General features: G+C 71.7%; 16 protein-coding genes and 1 pseudogene. 14 read left to right on the forward strand and 3 right to left on the reverse strand.

Going from position 1 to position 17,249, the window contains the following annotated elements:
* Positions 1–808: 808 nt before the first annotated feature.
* Positions 809–1,501, forward strand: a complete 693-nt coding sequence (locus RBJ77_RS23470) for an alpha/beta fold hydrolase (RefSeq protein WP_372346809.1) — start codon at positions 809–811, stop codon at positions 1,499–1,501.
* Between the two features lie 298 nt (positions 1,502–1,799).
* A pseudogene (locus RBJ77_RS23475) lies at positions 1,800–3,006 on the forward strand (globin domain-containing protein).
* Between the two features lie 1,269 nt (positions 3,007–4,275).
* Here RBJ77_RS23475 and RBJ77_RS23480 read toward each other — a convergent pair.
* Positions 4,276–4,725 carry a hypothetical protein gene (locus tag RBJ77_RS23480; RefSeq protein WP_372346810.1) on the reverse strand — a complete coding sequence of 150 codons (450 nt, stop codon included), beginning with the start codon at positions 4,723–4,725 and terminating at the stop codon, positions 4,276–4,278.
* Positions 4,726–5,641: 916 nt separating this feature from the next.
* Here RBJ77_RS23480 and RBJ77_RS23485 point away from each other — a divergent pair.
* The 6 genes from RBJ77_RS23485 (at position 5,642) to RBJ77_RS23510 (ending at position 10,433) form a co-directional block, all read left to right on the forward strand.
* On the forward strand, positions 5,642–6,961 hold the full coding sequence (locus RBJ77_RS23485) for a DUF4246 domain-containing protein (RefSeq protein ID WP_372346811.1): 1,320 nt from the start codon (positions 5,642–5,644) through the stop codon (positions 6,959–6,961).
* Between the two features lie 692 nt (positions 6,962–7,653).
* Entirely contained in the window at positions 7,654–8,025 is a 372-nt protein-coding gene (locus tag RBJ77_RS23490) for a hypothetical protein (protein ID WP_372346812.1), read from the forward strand.
* Between the two features lie 522 nt (positions 8,026–8,547).
* A complete protein-coding gene (locus tag RBJ77_RS23495) occupies positions 8,548–8,913 on the forward strand; it encodes a molybdopterin-dependent oxidoreductase (protein WP_372346813.1) in 366 nt (121 codons plus the stop codon).
* On the forward strand, positions 8,822–9,373 hold the full coding sequence (locus RBJ77_RS23500; protein ID WP_372346814.1) for a molybdopterin-dependent oxidoreductase: 552 nt from the start codon (positions 8,822–8,824) through the stop codon (positions 9,371–9,373). The genes RBJ77_RS23495 and RBJ77_RS23500 overlap by 92 nt, the downstream gene beginning before the upstream one ends.
* Positions 9,374–9,671: 298 nt before the next feature.
* Positions 9,672–9,827 (forward strand): hypothetical protein, encoded by a 156-nt coding sequence (locus tag RBJ77_RS23505; protein WP_372346815.1) that lies wholly within the window; start codon positions 9,672–9,674, stop codon positions 9,825–9,827.
* A 405-nt stretch (positions 9,828–10,232) separates the two neighbouring features.
* Positions 10,233–10,433 carry a hypothetical protein gene (locus RBJ77_RS23510; protein WP_372346816.1) on the forward strand — a complete coding sequence of 67 codons (201 nt, stop codon included), beginning with the start codon at positions 10,233–10,235 and terminating at the stop codon, positions 10,431–10,433.
* A gap of 262 nt (positions 10,434–10,695) precedes the next feature.
* On the opposite strand, the gene RBJ77_RS23515 is transcribed toward RBJ77_RS23510, so the two are convergent.
* Positions 10,696–11,067 (reverse strand): hypothetical protein, encoded by a 372-nt coding sequence (locus tag RBJ77_RS23515; RefSeq protein ID WP_372346817.1) that lies wholly within the window; start codon positions 11,065–11,067, stop codon positions 10,696–10,698.
* 467 nt (positions 11,068–11,534) lie between these two features.
* On the opposite strand from RBJ77_RS23515, the gene RBJ77_RS23520 reads away from it, so the two are divergent.
* From RBJ77_RS23520 to RBJ77_RS23535, 4 genes are all read left to right on the forward strand, one after another.
* A complete protein-coding gene (locus tag RBJ77_RS23520; protein ID WP_372346818.1) occupies positions 11,535–11,954 on the forward strand; it encodes a hypothetical protein in 420 nt (139 codons plus the stop codon).
* A 95-nt stretch (positions 11,955–12,049) separates the two neighbouring features.
* Positions 12,050–12,568: a hypothetical protein gene (locus RBJ77_RS23525; protein WP_372346819.1), complete on the forward strand. Its 519-nt coding sequence runs from the start codon at positions 12,050–12,052 to the stop codon at positions 12,566–12,568.
* 58 nt (positions 12,569–12,626) lie between these two features.
* Entirely contained in the window at positions 12,627–13,316 is a 690-nt protein-coding gene (locus RBJ77_RS23530) for a hypothetical protein (RefSeq protein WP_372346820.1), read from the forward strand.
* Positions 13,317–13,381: 65 nt separating this feature from the next.
* Positions 13,382–13,732: a hypothetical protein gene (locus tag RBJ77_RS23535; RefSeq protein ID WP_372346821.1), complete on the forward strand. Its 351-nt coding sequence runs from the start codon at positions 13,382–13,384 to the stop codon at positions 13,730–13,732.
* Between the two features lie 116 nt (positions 13,733–13,848).
* Here the strand turns inward: RBJ77_RS23535 and RBJ77_RS23540 are convergent, their stop codons facing one another.
* Complete coding sequence (locus RBJ77_RS23540; protein WP_372346822.1) at positions 13,849–14,958, reverse strand: peptidoglycan-binding protein; 1,110 nt, start codon at positions 14,956–14,958, stop codon at positions 13,849–13,851.
* Between the two features lie 449 nt (positions 14,959–15,407).
* Between RBJ77_RS23540 and RBJ77_RS23545 the strand changes: the two genes are divergently transcribed.
* Together RBJ77_RS23545 and RBJ77_RS23550 are read left to right on the forward strand one after the other, a co-directional pair.
* Complete coding sequence (locus RBJ77_RS23545; protein WP_372346823.1) at positions 15,408–16,241, forward strand: oxidoreductase; 834 nt, start codon at positions 15,408–15,410, stop codon at positions 16,239–16,241.
* A 107-nt stretch (positions 16,242–16,348) separates the two neighbouring features.
* On the forward strand, positions 16,349–17,206 hold the full coding sequence (locus tag RBJ77_RS23550; RefSeq protein ID WP_372346824.1) for an oxidoreductase: 858 nt from the start codon (positions 16,349–16,351) through the stop codon (positions 17,204–17,206).
* The last annotated feature ends 43 nt before the right edge of the window (positions 17,207–17,249 follow it).

Below are 17,249 nucleotides of genomic sequence, written 5' to 3' on the forward strand. Positions count from 1 at the left end.
CGTGATGTCGGGCCCGGCGGATTCAGCTGGGCGCGCAGGACGCGGTAGACGCAGCGGACCCGGCGCCCGCCGCGGAACCCGCCGCCCCGCGGCCGACCAGGCGCGTCACGAAGGCCGGCAAGCGGACTTCCCGCTCGAAGAACGCCTCCCGCGCGAAGAGAAACACCGACACGGACACGGACCGCACGTACGGCCAGTTGACCGAACAGATCCTCGCCTACCTCGCGCAGTCCGGTGACACCGACGTACGCGCCCGCGACGTGGCGACCGCACTGGGCCGCGCCGCACGACAGCGGAAGCATCAACGCCATCCGCAGCACGCTCGACCGTCTCGTCGGCGCTTCCCGGGTCCAGCGCACCGGCCGGGGCCTCTACCGTGCCGGCGGTCACTGACCGACGGGCCGCAGCAAAGGACGAGTCGTGGCCCCGGACGCCGGTTCGCGGGGGATCGAGCGTCCGGGGACCACAGCACCCGCCCGGTTCGGTGGAGCGGGTGCGACCGATGTGTCCGACGCCTTCCAGGTGGAGTACGCCTCGGCGTCGGAAACACTGAATTCACCCTACCCCACGTCCGTACGCCATTGACACACTGTCTGCTCCGAGAAGTGATTCTGATCGGTAACAGTGTCATCAACGGTGGCACATTCAGCTTGAAGCCGGGCCGTCGCGCACGGATCATCGGACGGCGTGAAGCACCTCATCCTCATCCGTCAGCACCGCCGTCTCCCGGCACCATGCGCTCACCGTCCCCCACGGCACCGCCCGCGTCGAACAGCGGTACCACGTCGCCGGTTCGGGCCCCGTGTGCGTGGCGCACTCGGGCGGACCGGGAATCGGCTGGGAGTACCTCCGGACGCCCGAGCTGGAGAAGCGCCTGACCATGGTCTACGTCGAGCCGGTCGGCACGGGCCGTTCCGGGCGGCTGCCGGACGCCCGTGACTACACCGTGGCCACGTACGCCCGGCTCCTGCACCACGTCGTCGACCACCTCGGACAGCCGCGCGTGCATCTTTCGCTCGGGCACTCCCACGGCGGTTTCGTCGCCCAGCAGTACGCGCTCGACCACCCGGACCGCCTCGCCTCCTCGTCCTGTACGACACCTCCCCCGTGGCGGACGGCGCAGTTCTGGTCGGCGGCGGTCGCCGCCATGGAGCGGTTCGTGGCGCGGAACGTCGAGGCCCATCCTGAGGTGGCCGGTTACACCGCCGCCCTCACCACCCCACTCGGCCCTCTCGACGACGACGGCGCCACCGCCGTCCTGCGGCAGATCATGCCGGCCTACGTCTTCGACTACTGGGGTCGAGAAGGGAGTTCGGCCCCGCCCGCCGGACGCTGCGGATGTCCTGCGGCACCGCGAGGGCGCTCCGTTCGACGTGCGGGCGGAGTTGTCCCGCGTCACCGTTCCACCCTGGTCCTGGCCGGAGGACGACTTCATCTGCGGTCCCCGCTGGGCCCGCCTCCTCGGTCGAGTCGATGCCCGCCGCCGCGTTGTCGGTCCTGAAGGACACCGGGCACCTCGGACGACGTCGAGCGGCCCGCCCTGTTCAGCGCCGCGGTGCTGGGTTTCCTCCAGGAGCACGGCGTCCCGCCGTCAGCAGCCGTCCTCCTAGCCGTCCTCTTAGCCGTCGTCGCAGCCATCCTCGCAACCGCCGTCGCAGCCGCCGTCGTAGCCGTCACAAGGTGCGTCGTGGTTGTCACAACGTGAGCCGCTGTCCGGTCAATCACTGCGAGCACGGATGATGCACCGGCGGTGACTCGCACCGCCAAATACGCATCTCAGTTACCAGTTTGGAGTCGGCATGCTGTCCGAACGGTCCGCACAGATCGTCCGCACCACCCTCCCCGCCGTGGAGCCAACCTCGCACCATCACCGAGCTGTTCTACCGCCGCATGTTCGAGGAACGGCCCTGAGCTGCTCCGCGACTTGTTCAACCGGGCGAACCAGGCCAGCGGCGCGCAGAAGGAGGCGCTCGCCGGCGCCGTCGCCGCCTTCGCGACCGCGCTCGTGGAGCACCCCGACGAGCGCCCCGACGCGGTGCTCGCCGCATCGCGAACAAGCACGCCTCCCTCGGCATCACCTCCGACCAGTACACGCTGGTCGCCCGCCACCTCCTCGGCGCGGTCGCCGAGGTCCTCGGCGACGCGGTGACCCCGGCGGTGGCCTCCGCCTGGGACGAGGTCTACTGGCTGATGGCCAACGCTCCTCATCGCCATGGAGGCCAGGCTGTACGCGCAGGCCCAGGTCGAGTGACGGTGACGTCTGGCGGACGATGGAGGTCGCCGAACGCTCACGACGAGACCCCTGACACGGTGTCCTCGTCCTGCGCCGCGCCGACGGGTCGCCGACCGGGCCGTTCGTCCCGGCCAGTACGTCAGCGTACGGGTCGAACTGCCCGACGGAGCGCACCAGATACGGCAGTACAGCCTCGCCTCGGCCCCCGGCCTCAAGACCTGGCGCATCACCGTCAAGCGGGAGTACTCCGCCGACGGCCAGGTGCCCGAGGGCGAGGTGTCCTCCCGGCTGCACGCCCACGCCAGGGCCGGTGACACCCTCCAGGTCTCCCTCCCCTTCGGCGACCTCCTGCTCCCCGAGGGCGACGGCCCGCTGCCGCTCGCCTCGGCGGGCATCGGCCTCACCCCCATGCTGGCCATGCTGGACCACCTGGCCACCACCTCGCCCCACCGGCCGGTGACCGTCGTCCACGCGGACCGCTCCCGCCGATCACGCCCACCGCCTGGAACTCGTCGAGCTGGTCGGCCGGCTCCCCGTGCCTCGCTGCACGTCTGGTACGCAGGACACCGACCACCCCGACGCCGCCGCGGACCACGTCAACGAGGGCTGGGCCGACGTCGCCCGCCTCTCTCCCTCGCCCGACACCACGGCGTTCCTGTGCGGGCCGCTGGCCTTCATGAAGGCCGTCCGCGGCGACCTGCTCGCCCACGGCTGAGCCCCAGGTCCATCCACTACGAGGTGTGTCTGGCCCCGACCTCTGGCTCAGCAAGTGAGCGAGAAGGTGTGCTCGCCGCTGCGGACCGACGCCGAGCGCAATCGCGAACGCATCGTGGCGGCGGCCCGCCGCCGTCTCGTCTCCCGCGAGGGACTCGGCGTCTCCATGACCGCCGTCGCCCGCGAGGCAGGCGCTCGGCAACGCGACCCTGTTCCGTCGCTTCGGCACCAGGGAACGTCTCATCGACGCCGTGTTCACGGACCGCGTGGAGGCCCATCACCGCCTGGTGACGGCCTGTTCGACGATCCGGACCCCTGGCAGGGTTTCGCCGACTACGTCCGGTGCGTCTGCGCCCTGCAGGCCGCGGACCCGACCTTCGTCGAGGTCCTGACGATGACGTTCCCCTGCCGGAGCCGTGGAGACCCGACGCGCCGCGGCGCCCGCGGCGCGCTGTCTCATCTCCGCGCCCTAGCAGGCCGGTTGCCTGCGCGAGGACTTCAGCGACCGCGACCTGACCGTCCTGCTGCTGGCCAACGCGGGCGTCGTCGGAGCGGCCGGCACCAGCATCCCACCGCCGCGACCGCCTCGCGTCGCCTCGTGGCACAGATGCTGCGTGCCTACGCCACCTCCGGACACGCCCGTCACCCCGCTGCCGGAGGCTCCGCCGCGCCCGGCGCTCTACCACGCCATGATCGGCCTCGTCCGCTCGCGGCCCGCATGAGCAGGGCGAGCCGGTCGTGGCTGGCTCGGGCGACAGAATGACCACGGCCGGGGCTACCGCCGGGACGACAGGCCCGCCATAACGGCACGCGGCAGTGACGGGTTCGCGGCCGCGGCTTCCACCACCTGCCGGTCGGCGTCCGTCAGCAACTCCTCGATGAGCTGCGGCGCCAGGGCCGGGTGGCCGGCGGCCAGGGGCGCGCCTGTTCGTCGGACAGGCACTCACGCAGCGCCGTGCTCGTGGCGTCGGGATGCCGGGCGACCGCCCGGAGCGCCTTCCGTACCGGGGATCGTGACGGGCGAGATCCTCCAGCAGTGCGGGAGGCGCGTCCGGGTTGGCCGCCACCCCGGCGACGACACGGACCCCGTGCCGGTCGACCATCGCCCGCAACTGCGCTTCGGCCAGGCGGGTGCGCGGCGACGGACGTGACCACCTTCGCGTCCGGGTCGGCGGCGAGCGCGTCGCGGATCCCGGGCGGCAGGTCGCGCCGTTGGGCCAGGAGCATCCGCAGGGCGGGATGCGGTGACCGCGCCAACTCCTCGACCTCGGTGGAGGATGCGGTGGCGATCCGCGGCAGCAGAGTGGGACCGGTCCTGGTGGTGCGGGTCAGGTCGGTGAGGACGCTCGAGCGGTACGTGTGGGTGGTGCGCGAGCGTCCCGCCGTACCTCGGAGTCACGGTCGCCGGCCAGACGCGGATCAGGGTGTCGTCGACGGCGGTTCTCGGCGAGGTCGGCCCGGACGCCGGGCGTGGGATCCACGGCGAGTCGCGCGTACACCGGTGAGGGCAGGTCGGTGCGCGCGGCGAGCGCCCAGCGCAGCAGGGCGGAGGGGTCATCGGCGAAGCCGACGACGGCTGCGGTGGGCGTGGCCGGGTTGCGCAGTGCGGCCTGCCGGAGGTCGTGCAGGGTGGACTCGTGGGAGCCGTCGCAGGAGGCGCCCGGTAGCAAGTCGCAGTCGAGCCGCGGGCAGTTCCGGTCGTGGACGAACGGTGTCTCCTCGCGGTCGCAGACCAGGCACCGCTGTGCGGGCGGCAGTCCGTCGCCCGTGATCAGCATCGCCAGTACGGCGCCGGAGGCGTCGCCTCGTTGGCGGCGAGCGCGCGGCGGACCTCGGCGTGGGGTGCCGGGCGAGGCCCGCGGCCCGGTCCGGGGTGGTCCACAGCGCGAGCTCGGCGACGACCCGTACGTCAGGATCCGCGCCGAGCGTGTCGACGACGTCGACCGGGAGTCCGGGGCAGGCTGCCAGTTTCTCCCGGCGCTCGACGCTCTGATCGGTGACGAGGAGCCTCGCCCACTCCGGGTCGCCCGCGCCTTCGTCGAGCAGGGCGAGGGCGGCGTCCGGCTGTGTCGCGGGGTCGATGTCGGCGGCCGTCAGTCGGCCCAAGTGGGCGAGTTGCACCGCGCTTTCCTCGCTGCGTGCCGCCAGCGCGACCGCCTGCGCGTGGCTGAGGTCGGGGCGGCGGGCGAGGTTCGCGGCGACGTCTTCGTCCGCGACGGCGATCAGCCGGTCGACGAACTCGGCCGGCAGGGCGGTGTTGCCGGCGAGACCGCACAGGACGTGGTGGACATGGTGCACAGGGCGCATCCTGCCCGGTGGGCGGCCGGACGGCCCGCCGTTTTCGTCGGGCCCGCACACGGCCGACGGCACGCGCGCTGCTGCTGCGCCCGGTGTTCCTGTGCCTCTGCACGGCCGGTACGGACGGCGTGTCGTGCTCCAGTAGTCTTCCGGTCGATCACACGCCCGACTGTGGGGACCACGCGAGTTGACCGGCCTGTCTGCTTTCCCGCTGCCCTCTTCACGCCTCCCGCTCCATATCGCTCGCGACGCCCCGGACGCTGCGGGAACTGCGAGATGACGCAGTGCAGCGCCCACATCCGTGCGAAGCCCGACTGGTTCGACAAGAAGGACGACGCCGGCATCGTCGCCCGGTGGACGCGAGGAAGCGATCGACCAGGGTCTTACTGAGGCCAGGTGCGTTACGTCCTCGCCGAACTCGCGCACTACGCCGCGCTGCGGGACGGCCGGACCGGCATCGAGGTGTCCGCCGTGGACGGGGTGTGGCAGTCGGACACGGTGGTCGACGAGGAGTTGCGCTCCCGGCTGCGAGAGGCCGTCCGGGTGCTGGAAGAGGTGCCCGACGCGGAGAAGGACTGGCACCCCGGGTCGGACGGCCAGGTGCTGGACCTGGTGCACCCATCCCTCTTCTGCCTCGTGAACGGGGTGAGCACGGCGCCCGAGCGGGCCTGGCGGAATCCGACGGACCGCTACTCGAAGTACGAGTTCTCGGAGAAGTTCCAGTGGCTTCCACGGACGTCGACGTCAGTGCCGACGGCGACGTCGCCTTCCGCTCGTACGTCAACAACGTCCACCCGAGCGGCACCGCGCCCTGAACGCCGTCCTGCCCGAGCTGTTCGCGCGCATGCTTCCCCTCTGGGAGAACGTCCTCACCGATCTGCGCCACCCGCGGCCCCTGCGGATCGAGACCGATCCCTACGGCTGGTACGACTCGGAGCCAGGGCCTACCCGCGCAAGACGCCCGACGGTGACGACGCGGCCCACGAGGAGGCCGTCCAGGCGTGGGCGACGGCCTACGACGCCTGGCGGGAGAACCGCCACCCCGTCGTTCCGGACGCCCCCGCCTTCATCGCGCCCGAGCTGCCCGATGACTCCGCCCGCATCGATCTGCGCGGCCGCCGTCCCCAGGTCATCGCCAAACTCGCCACGATCCACCTCACCCCGGAACGGCCCGAGTACCCGGGCGGTTCCTGGCACGTCGAGGGCATGCTGAACGAGCGGATCGTCTCGACCGGCATCTACTACTGGGACAGCGAGAACATCACCGAGAGCCGGCTGAGCTTCCCTGTACCGCGCTCGACGACCCGGAGTACAGAGCAGAACGACGACGACGGCATGCGTGAGGTCTACGGCCTGGAGAACGAGGACGCCCTGAACCAGACGCTGGGATCCGCCTCGACGCCCGCCGGCCGCTGCCTGGCGTTCCCGAACGTCCTCCAGCACCGCGTCAGCCCGTTCCGTCTCGCGGACCCCGCACGCCCGGGACACCGCAAGATCCTCGCGTTCTTCCTGGTCGACCCGTCGGAGACGATCGTCTCGACCTCCGACGTGCCCCCGCAGCAGCCCTGGGCCGACACGCTCGACCATGACGCTCGACCAGGCCGAGAGCTACCGCGAGGAGCTCATGCGGGAACGCAAGTTCTTCGTCGCCGAGCACAACGAGCAGCTCTACGAGCGGGAGTTCTCGCTCTGCGAGCACTCGACCGAACTCGCTGAACTGACTGAACTCACTGAACTGACTGAGGTGGCGTACGCCTGAAGCTCGGAAGGGACGTGACGGAGCTTCAGACGTACCGCGCCCCTACCACCCGCCTCCACGAGGAGCACTCCACATGGCTCGCACCACTCCGTCACGCCTCTCGACGTCGAGGCGCTGTTCCCGAGGTGAGCGTTCACCGTCGGGACGCCGTCCGACTGCATCCGCGCGCCGGTGACCCCGGCATACGGAGAGCTCACTCGGTGGACCGCTGCTGTGGCCGAGTCCGCAGCCGTGGCCGCACTGCGACGACGACCACCCGCGCACGGCGCTCTCCCGTCGGGACCAGAGCCGATCCCCCTGGTCCCGGTCCTCCAGCTCTTCGCCGCCGACGTGCCGAGCTGCCGTCTGCCGGAACGGATCGTGCTGCAGGTGTTGTGGTGTCCGTTCGACCACGAGCACGGCTACGTGCCGCGCCCCGAGGTCTTCTGGCGGGACAGTTCCCTGATCGACGTCGAGGCGGCGGCCCCGCCCCGCCCGACCGACTCACCCACGACGACTACCTCCCGAACTCCCCTGCGTCCTGCATCGGAACGGGTCACCGACTATCCGAACTGGGACCTGCCCTCGACGACGTCGCGGAAGCGCTGGAGGACAGGTTCGACGAGCTGGAGGAGGAGACCGGCTGGTCCTACTGGTCGCACCTCTCTCTGTGTCGGAGGGCATCAAGGTCGGCGGCTACCCGACCTGGACCCAGGACCCGTATCTGGCCCACGTGCTCCGAGCTGCGCCCGGCGCATGGACCACCTGCGCCACCATCAACTCCGCCGAGTTCGACGGCGAGAGCTGGCGCACCTGGCTCCCCGTCGAGGACACCCCCGCCACGGGCACCATCTGGGACCTGCCCTACGAGGAGCGCTCACGGATCCAGTGCGCACCGGGACTGATGCTCGGCGACATGGGCGGCATCTACCTCTTCGAGTGCTTGCGCTGCCCCGACGGAGCCCTTCGCGTATCACTCGGACGGTTCCTGACGTTCGTCTCGGCAACCGAGCTACGTCCCGCGCCGCACCCCATGTTGTGAACACCGCATTGCGGTACCGGAGTTGGCCTGGGCCTCAGGGTGGGGCTTCCTACACTCGCCGCGTGACGATCTCTACGGACGTACGTGAAGCGGTGGTTGACGAGGCGGCCTACGATCGGCGGCGGCTGCGGCAGTGGTTGAGTGGGCGGGCCCGTGCCGATGGGGTGGCTCGGCGGGACGTGATGCGGCTGCTCGCCGCCGCTGGGCTGGCGACCGGGCTGCCGGTGGCGGCCGCGCGGGAGTGCGTCGGCGGCCACGGCCGCGGCCGGGATCGTGAAGCCGCTGCCCGAGGCGTGGTTCACGGCGCGGGGCACGAACGCGGAGACGAACTTCGCGGCCCTCGCGGAGACCGGGCACCACACCCCCGTCTCGCACTATCTTCGATCGGAATCGCACCTCCAGCCCTCAAGTCAGCGCTGCGGACTGGGCGTTGAAGGTGTGGGAACGGAAGCTTGAGGTGGGCGGAATTCTCCTCGGCGATCTCAAGCGGCTGCCTGCCGTGACCCGGTCCTGCGTCGTCGAGTGCGCGGAGCAACGGGCGCAGCTACTTCACCAGCCAGCAGGGGCAGAGCGTCTCCGGTACGGCCTGGACGCGGTGCCATCGGGTCGGCCCGGTGGCGCGGCGCGCGTCTGGCCGACGTGCTGCGTCTGGCGGGGCTGCGGCGCGACGCGGTGGACGTGCTGCCGCGCGGTCTCGACGCCGACTACGTCACCGCGGACGGGATGAACCTGGGGCAGGGTGCGACGCCCGCTGCCCGTCGCGAAGGCGCTCGACGACGTGATCCTCGCGTACGAGATGAACGGCGAACCCCTGCCGCCCGATCACGGAGCGGTGCGGCTGATCGTGCCGGCCTGGATCGGCATCGCCTCGATCAAGTGGGTCGGTGACATCGAGGTCTCCACCGAGCCCCTGTTCTCGCCCTGGAACACTCGACTATTCCCGCCCGGCCGTTCGGCGGCGCGTACCGCCCGAGGGCAGCGCCCCGCCGTCCCGGCAGATCGATCAAGTCGTGCCTTCAGAACTCCGCTGTGGAGCGCGAGCCTGCCCGCCCATCACCAGCCACCGCCTCGCGGTCGCTCCTGGTCCGGCGCGGCACTCGTCGCCTCGCGTCGAGATCAGCACTGGACGCGGGTCGCCACCTGGCGGCGCGCGCCTGCCTCCACGACACCCGCGACGCGCCGACTGGGTCCGCCGGTCCGCGAGTTGGCGTCCCACCACGGCCGGCCGCGGTCCTCAAGCCGGGCGACCGACGACAGACCGGACGTACGCAACCGGCGGCCACGCAGCACAACACGCAGGGCTCATCCGTTTCCTGACGCCGTGGTGCGTCGCGGTCGCGTCGTGTGACGTCCGCCGGTGCCGGTGCCGGTGCGGTGAGAAGAGTCCAAGTCGCCTTGCGCGCCTCTCGTCCATGGAGCCACCTGGTACGCAGAGCACAGCGGTGTGGAAGCAGCCTGAGGGACTGCCACGGCGCGTCCTCAGGTGAACGGCGGCACGGACCGGGTGGGTGGGCCGAGGCTCCCCACGACACACGTGCCTCCTTCTCCGGACACAGTGCGTCCTCGCGGCCGCCGCGCCCTTCGGGTGCGGTGCGCCCGCGAGCTCTGATGCCCTGGCCCACACGAGTCGAGAGAGTGGACGGCACATGTCACACCACGTCAGATCGGCTCTGCGCCGCTGGGCCACCGTCGGCGCGACCGCAGGTCTCGCTCGCGCTCACCCCCAGGCCGCGTCCGCGTCCGTGGGCGGCGGCAACGTCTCCATCAGCTGGTCGATCCCGGGCGGCCGTCCGGCGGGATGAGCAACATCACCTTCCCCATCACCGTGAACCCCGCGACGGCCCACCAGAGCGGGATCTACGTCGCCCAGCAGTTCCAGACTTCGCGGGCGCCTTCGCTACACCGGCCTCCAGCCCCGGAGAACAGCGGCGGTCGCGAGCGGCTCTCGGCCCGTTCTCCACGTGCACCGACGGCGCGTCACGTCGTCGCTCTGCCACGCGGGCGCCGACGGCGGCCCCGGCGTGACCTGCGCGTCGACTTCGCCGCGGTCTGCGTCTCGGTGCGTCATCAAGTCGAACGGTCCGGGACCGACACCTGGAAGGGGACGGCGCGGGTCTCGGTCGCGCGCGTCCGCTCGGTGCACCTGGGCTCACTGGCGGCTGCCTCGGGCAGCGGAAAGCTCAGGGCTCGCAGGGCGGCTTCGCCGGGTGCTACGCCGGGATCCCGAGCTGCGCGCAGATGCCCAGGTCCGACGCCGTGTTCGGCGGCCCGACCTCCCGACGGACGCGGGCGGTCTGAGCGGCACCTCCAGGGCCAACTACGAGTACAGCGACTGTGTCGGCACGTCCAACTACCAGGCGGAGAACGCCGGCACGGGCACGCACGTGACCCGGGGCTTCGTCTCGTAACCCCTGCCCGTCGTGGCCGCCGGAGGGCGTCGGCCGAGGCAGGACCGGCACCCTCCTGGGAACGGCGTCCTCCTACGCCGCACCCGCACGCAGCCGCCGCCCTGCCGGTAGCGCAGGGGCGACTGGCCGACCTGGCGTTTGAACGCGGTGCTGAAGGCGCTCTCGAGGTGTAGCCGAGCCTGGACGCCAGGGCTCTCGACGGACACGTCCTGGTCGCGCAGGGTCTGCTGCGCGACCAGCATCCGCCAGCGCGTGAGGTAGGTCAGCGGCGGGACGCCCGCCACGGCTCCCGGAACCGTTCGGCGAACGACGTGCGACATGGCACGCGGCGCGGGCCAGTTCGATCCGGGTGCCAGAGCCCTCGCGGGGTCGGCGTGCATGCGCCGACGGCCGGCCGCAGCCGTTCGTCGGTCAGCACCCGCAGCACAGCCCGCAGTTCCGCCTGGTCGACGTAGGCGCGGACCATCTCCAGGACCAGGAGCTGGACGTGCTGGCGGATCGCGAACTCGGCGCCGATCCGGCCACCGCCGACCTGCGCCGGGCAGCCGGTGGACGGTGAGAGAAGCCCTGCATGCGGCCGCCTCCCGGACCGACCCCGGATGGCGAGCCGACCGAGCGCCTGCGCCAGCAGCATCCGGCCCGCCGGATCCAGGTACAGACCCGGCCGCCAGACCAGTGACGTCGTCGGTGTCGAGGTCAGACTCCCGCGAGGTCGATCGAGGGGCGTCCTCCTCGGGCTGGATCTCGCGCCGCGGCACCGCCGCCGTCGGTGCCGGTGCCGCCGGTGCCGGTGCACGCGCGTTCGAGTGCCAGCCACGACCGGCTGTTCAGGACGGCGACGTCGCCGGGCTCCAGCTCGATCGGCGCGCCGAGGCCAGTCCGCTGTGGTCAGCCGCGCACGACCGCTCACCAGCGCGAAGAACTTGAACGTGGTCCCCAGGTCCCGCGCGCGACCCACGGTCGCGCTTGCGCGGCGAATCCACCGGACAGCACTCCGCGGACCTCGATGAGGTCGAACACCGTGGGACAGCTGGTCTCTCTCCATATCCGTACGCTCGCGAAGAGACCCGGATCTACAAGCACTCAGAGTCCCGTCGCGAGGTGGCGCGCGCCGAAGACATGACGCTCATCACCGCACACAAGCAGCGCCATCGGCTCCGGATCTCACCCGTCATCGACGGCCGCCGACGTCATGGCGGGCATCGACCTCACCGGCAAGAACGTGATCGTCACCGGGGGCCACTCCGCTCGGCCTCGTCGCCACCCGCGCCCTGTCCGGCGCCGGCGCCTCGGTCACCGTCGCGCCCGCGACACCGACCGTGCCGCGCGGGCGTCGCCGGGCTCGCGGGCGTCGAGGTCCGCCGCCTCGACCTGCTCGACCCGGAGTCGATCGACGCCTTCGTCGCCGGGTACCTGGAATCCGGCCACCCGCTGCACGTCCTCGTCAACAACGCGGGCTTCCCCGGCTCCGCCGCCCTCGTCCACGACGCACGCGCGGCCACGAGGCACAGTTCGCGGTGAGCCACCTCGGCCACTTCGGCTGACTCGGCCTTCACGCGGCGCTGCGCGCCGCCGGCGGAGCCAGGGTCGTCACCACCAGCTCCGGCGCCCAGCGCATGTCCGACATCCTCTGGGACGACCCGCACTTCACCACCGGCCGCCACGACTCCGGCCTCGCCTACCCGCAGTCCAAGACCGCCAACGTCCTGTTCACCGTCGAGCTGGACCGGCGCTGGGCCGCCGACGGGATCGCGCCTACGCGCACCGGGCGTCGTGCGCCACCGCCTTCAACAAGTCGGTGGGTGAGGACGCCCAGCGGGCCATGGGCGCTCATCGACGCCTCCGGCGAGCCGGTCTCATCGCCCCGAGCGCGGGCAGAGAGACGCCCGAGCAGCGCGCGGCGACCATCTGTTCGCGGCCGCAGTCCCCGACTCGACGGCATCGGCGGCGTCTACCTCAACAACAGCGACGTCTCACCGCTGGACGACGACACCCGGCCCATCGACCTCACCGCTCCGGAGGCGGGCACGGTTCCGGCCGACGTCGCACCCCACTCCATCGACCCCGGTTCCGCCCGCCGGCTGTGGGAGTTGAGCGAGCGTCTGATCGCCCGGCCGTCGGGTGGGACTGTCTGAAAGCGGTCGGGTGGGCGAGACTTGCGCCCACCCGCCCGTGCGCCGAGGAGCCCCCTGGATGAGCAACGTACTGACCATGTACAACGGCCCGAAGAGCATGAAGAGAGCGGACGACCGCGGGCCCGAGAGGGTGGCGGCCATGGTCAGCTTCGCCGACACCTCGGGACCGGCGCCTTCGGCCGTGTACGTGGAGCGGGACCTGCCGCCGGGTGGCGTCCCCGCCTATCTCGCGGCCCGGGGCAGCGGAGTCCGCACCTTCGCGCTCTGGTCCGACGACCGCCGCCGGGAGCGGGTGGCGACCGTGGTGACCCGGTCGGCGACGGGCGGCGTCGCGACGTTCCACGTACTGGGCCCGCAAGGGGAGCTGATCGGCACGGTCGTCCGCGAGAAGGCGCTGCGCGGCCGGCGGCTGCGCACCCGCTGGACCGTCAGTCAGTGCGGCGGTCCCGACGCGGTGGGCCTCAAGGGCCGGATCGTGTGGTGGTGGTTGTGGTGGCTGGCGCTGCCCTTCATGGTGCTGGTCCTCGTGTTCTCCGTCTTCGACAGCGTTCCGGGCAACGAGGGCGGCTTCGCACGCGCCCCGCGGCGCATCAGGTGGCGTGCGCACGGACAGGTCCCGCTGGAGTTCAGGTCCCGCGGCGACAAGCTGCACCTGCACGCGCCCGGCGTGGACTGGCGGCTCGGCGCCGCGCTGATCGCCCTGCTGCGCAGCTTCAACAGCGGGTCGTGGGACAGGACGAAGGGGTGACCGGCGGGCTCCCGCCCGGGAGCGCGGGTGGTGTTCCGGGGCCGGGCCCAGTAGAACTGGGCCTCATGTCCGATCAATGGCCGCCCCGCCGCCCGGTGCCGATGCCCGCACCGCCCGGCTGGTACCCACCGCCACCGGTCCCGGAGGTCAGCACCGGCTATCGGCGGTGGGCCCGCGTTCTGCTGGCGCTCGCGATCGTCGTCGCGTGCCTCATGGCGGTCGCCCTCGTGACCAGCGTCGTCCTCCTCGTGCACGCGGACGCGGACACCGAGAACGCCGCGTCCGGCTATCTCGCCCTCTTCCTCTGGTTCGGGATCGCCGCCGCCGTCCCGGTCCTCCTGGCCCTCGGCGTCCCCGGTGTCGTCATGACGCGGCGCGTCCGCCGGCACCAACGGGCCACGGCCGCCCCCGAGTAGACCTCTCGGGCCGTACGCGTTCCCCGCCGCAGATGACGACGACGGCGCTCCTTCCCCACCAGTCGGTACGCGGGGGAAGGAGCGCCGTCGTTCGGTCGCCGGGACCGTCGTCCGGGTCAGCGGGTGCCCAGCAGGGCGCGCCAGGTCTGCGGGCCGACGACGCCGTCGACCTGGAGGCCGTGCTTCTTCTGGAAGGCAATCGTCGCCGACTTGGTGTTCGCGCCGAACGCGCCGTCGACCTTGAGGCCGTAGCCGTACACGTTGAGCTGCGTCTGCGCCGCCTTCACCGCCCCGCCGGAGGAGCCGGACTTGACCGTCTTCACCAGCTTGGACCAGGTGTTGGGGCCGATGACGCCGTCGGCGGCCAGGGACCGGGACTTCTGGAACTTGAGGACCGCGGCACGGGTGTTGGGACCGAAGCTGCCGTCCGCCGTGAGCGAGTAGCCCTGCGCGGACAGCAGTTGCTGGGCGGAGCGCACGTCCGCGCCCTTGGAGCCGCTCTTCAGGATCGGCCAGGAGGCGCTCGGCGCCGGGACCTGCCCGCCGCCACCGCCACCGGTGCCGCCACCGCTGAGCTTGACCGGGCGGAAGGGGTCGTAATTGTCGCTGCCGATCCCGTACTTGAGCTGGCGGTGCGTCGTGCCGTACGTGCCGCGCTGCTCGTACGCCCAGTAGGCGCTGTGCGAGGCGTTGGCCCACTTCTCGAAGATCACCACGTGGCGGAAGTCGCCGTCGCTCGTGCTGTAGTCGATCAGCAGGTCGCCCTTGAGGAGCTGGCTCACGCTGCTGAGCCGCTTGGTGACTCCGTTGCGGGAGTCGGCGAGGCCGACGGTGTTCAGGCCCGGCTTGCCCAGTCCGAGTGCCATGGAGACGTAGCCGGAACAGTCCTGGCGGTAGCCGTCCTTCCAGTTGCGCTCCATGCTGTAGGGCACCGGGCCGCCGTTGTTGGCGGTGAGCCAGGTGCGGGCCCGGTTGATCATCGTGTCGCGCGAGAGACTGGCCGTGGCCATGGACGTCAGCTCACTGGTCTGGGTGACGAGCTTGCTGTCGGCCTCGGGCTCGGGCCCGTAGTCGGTGCCCTGCCGGGCGGTCGCGGCCGCCGGCTGTGCGGAGTCGCTGTCGGCGATCGACGGGACGACGGCGATCGCGGCGGCAGCGACACCGCCGGCGGCGACGCCGATGAGAGTGATCTGCGCGCGGCGAGTGAGCTTGCTGCGAAGAGACATGATTCCCCCGAATTCCCGTGTGTCATGGCTCGCCGGCCCTGGTGGGCCAACCGGGACGCGACGTACTGGACGTCCCCCAGTCGCCGTCTGCGGCTCCTGGTGCGACCTCACGATGGCAAGGTCCGCGGTCCTGGCCCAGCCCTGTGCGGAAGCCGCACCAGTCGGTGACGTGACCTCGACAATGTTCGGAACGTGCGACCGGGCGCGTTACGAACCGTGGCGCGCGGCGCGATCCTCCCCGCCGAGCCGGACGTCCGAGGCCGGTCGGCATACGTATGACTCAGTCCGCGTGGCTCCGGCGCTTTCGTCAGCATATGGGCCCGGTGTGGTCGGCAGTAGAACGACGGAGGCGCCGCCCCGCGTTCACGGCGACAGTGAAGTCACTGCACCGGACGCCCCGCTCACACATGTGCGGCGCTTCGTCGTCCGGCATCGACGAAGGATTCAGCATGACTCGTACGTGGTTGATCACCGGCGCCTCCCGGGGGTTCGGGCGCGCCCTGGCGGAGGCCGTACTGGAGGGCGGTGACCGGCTGGTGGCGACGGCGCGCCGCCCGGAGCAGCTCGCCGACCTGGTCTCGTGCCACGGGGACCGGGTGCGCACCGTCGCCCTCGACGTCACCGACCCCGCCGCCGCACAGCGTGCGGTGCAGGTCGCCGTGGACGCCTTCGGCGGTCTGGACGTCGTCGTGAACAATGCCGGATACGCCAACAGCGCCCCCATCGAGGAGATGGCCGAGGACGACTTCCGGGCCCAGTTCGAGGCGAACTTCTTCGGCGTCGTGAACGTCACCCGGGCCGCCCTGCCGGTGCTGCGCGCACAGCGCTCGGGGACGTTCCTGCAGTTCTCCTCGCTCGGTGGCCGGGTGGGCGGCACGGCGGGCATGGGCGCCTACCAGAGCGCGAAGTTCGCGGTGGAGGGCTTCTCCGAGGTCCTGGCCACCGAGGTCGCGCCGTTCGGCGTCCGGGTCGTCATCGTGGAACCGGGCGCGTTCCGCACGGACTGGCAGGGCTCCTCGATGGAACTGCACGCCGTGGGGTCCGACTACGAGGAGACCGTCGGCGCCATGAACGCCTACCGGGCGGCGAACAGCGCCACCCAGCCCGGCGATCCGGTCCGCGCCGCCCAGGTCCTCCTCGACGTCGCACGCCACGACGACCCGCCGCGACGGCTCCTGCTCGGCGCCCAGGCCGTGGCCATGGCCCTGGAGGCCGGCGACGCCCGTGCCGCGGAGACGCGGAAGTGGGCGGAGGCCAGCGGCGCGGCCGACTTCCCGGCGTAGCCCCTTCCCGGCGTAACCGCCTTCCTGCGTAACCGCCCTCCCCCCGTAACCCCCCTCCCCCGTAACCACACTCACCCCTCGCTCGAACCCGTTCAAAGGAGACCCCTATGTCCCGCAAGACCTGGCTCATCACCGGCGCGTCCAGTGGCCTCGGCAAGGCCCTCGCCGAACACCTGCTGGACCAGGGCGAGCAGGTGGTGGCGACCGCCAGCTCGACGCAGGCCACCACCGAACTGGCCGCGCGCCACCCGCAGACCGCGCTCGCCGTGAAGCTCGACGTCACCGACCCCGCGGACCGCGAGGCCGCGGTGCGCGCCGCGGAGGAGCGGTTCGGCGGCATCGACGTCCTGGTCAACAACGCCGCGATCGACTTCATCGGCGCCCTGGAGGAACAGCGGGAGAGCGACTACCGCCGGCTGTTCGAGGTGAACTTCTTCGGCGCGGTGGCCCTCACCCGCGCGGTGCTGCCCGGCATGCGGGCCCGCCGCAGCGGCACCGTCGTCAACGTCTCGTCCATGGACGGTCTCGCGAGCCTGCCGGCGAACGGCTACTACTCGGCGAGCAAGTTCGCGCTGGAGGGCTTCACCGAGGCCCTGTGGCAGGAGATCGAGCCCATCGGCCTGCGCGCGATGATCATTCAGCCGGGTTCCTTCCGCACCGGCATCGAGAACCGGACGCGGGCGTCCGGCGACGCCATCGAGGACTACGCGGCCACGGCCGGCGGCTTCCGCGCCATGATGGGCAGCCTGACGCCGGAGATGTTCCCCGGTGACCCGGCGCGCGCCGCGGTGGCGATCCAGCAGGCCGTGACCGCCGCGCAGCCGCCCCACTGGGTCGTGCTCGGCAGTGACGCGCAGCGGCGGATCGGCGTCAAGCTCGACCTGCTGAAGGCCGAGTTCGAGGCCGGCAGCGAGCTGGCGTACAGCACGGACTTCCCGGGAGCCGCCGAGCACGCGGTGCTCTGACCCCGCCCGGGGCCGGGACGGTGAGCACCGTCCCGGCTCCGCC

Source organism: Streptomyces sp. KL116D, from assembly GCF_030766975.1.
GTDB classification, from domain to species: Bacteria; Actinomycetota; Actinomycetes; order Streptomycetales; family Streptomycetaceae; genus Streptomyces; species Streptomyces longispororuber_A.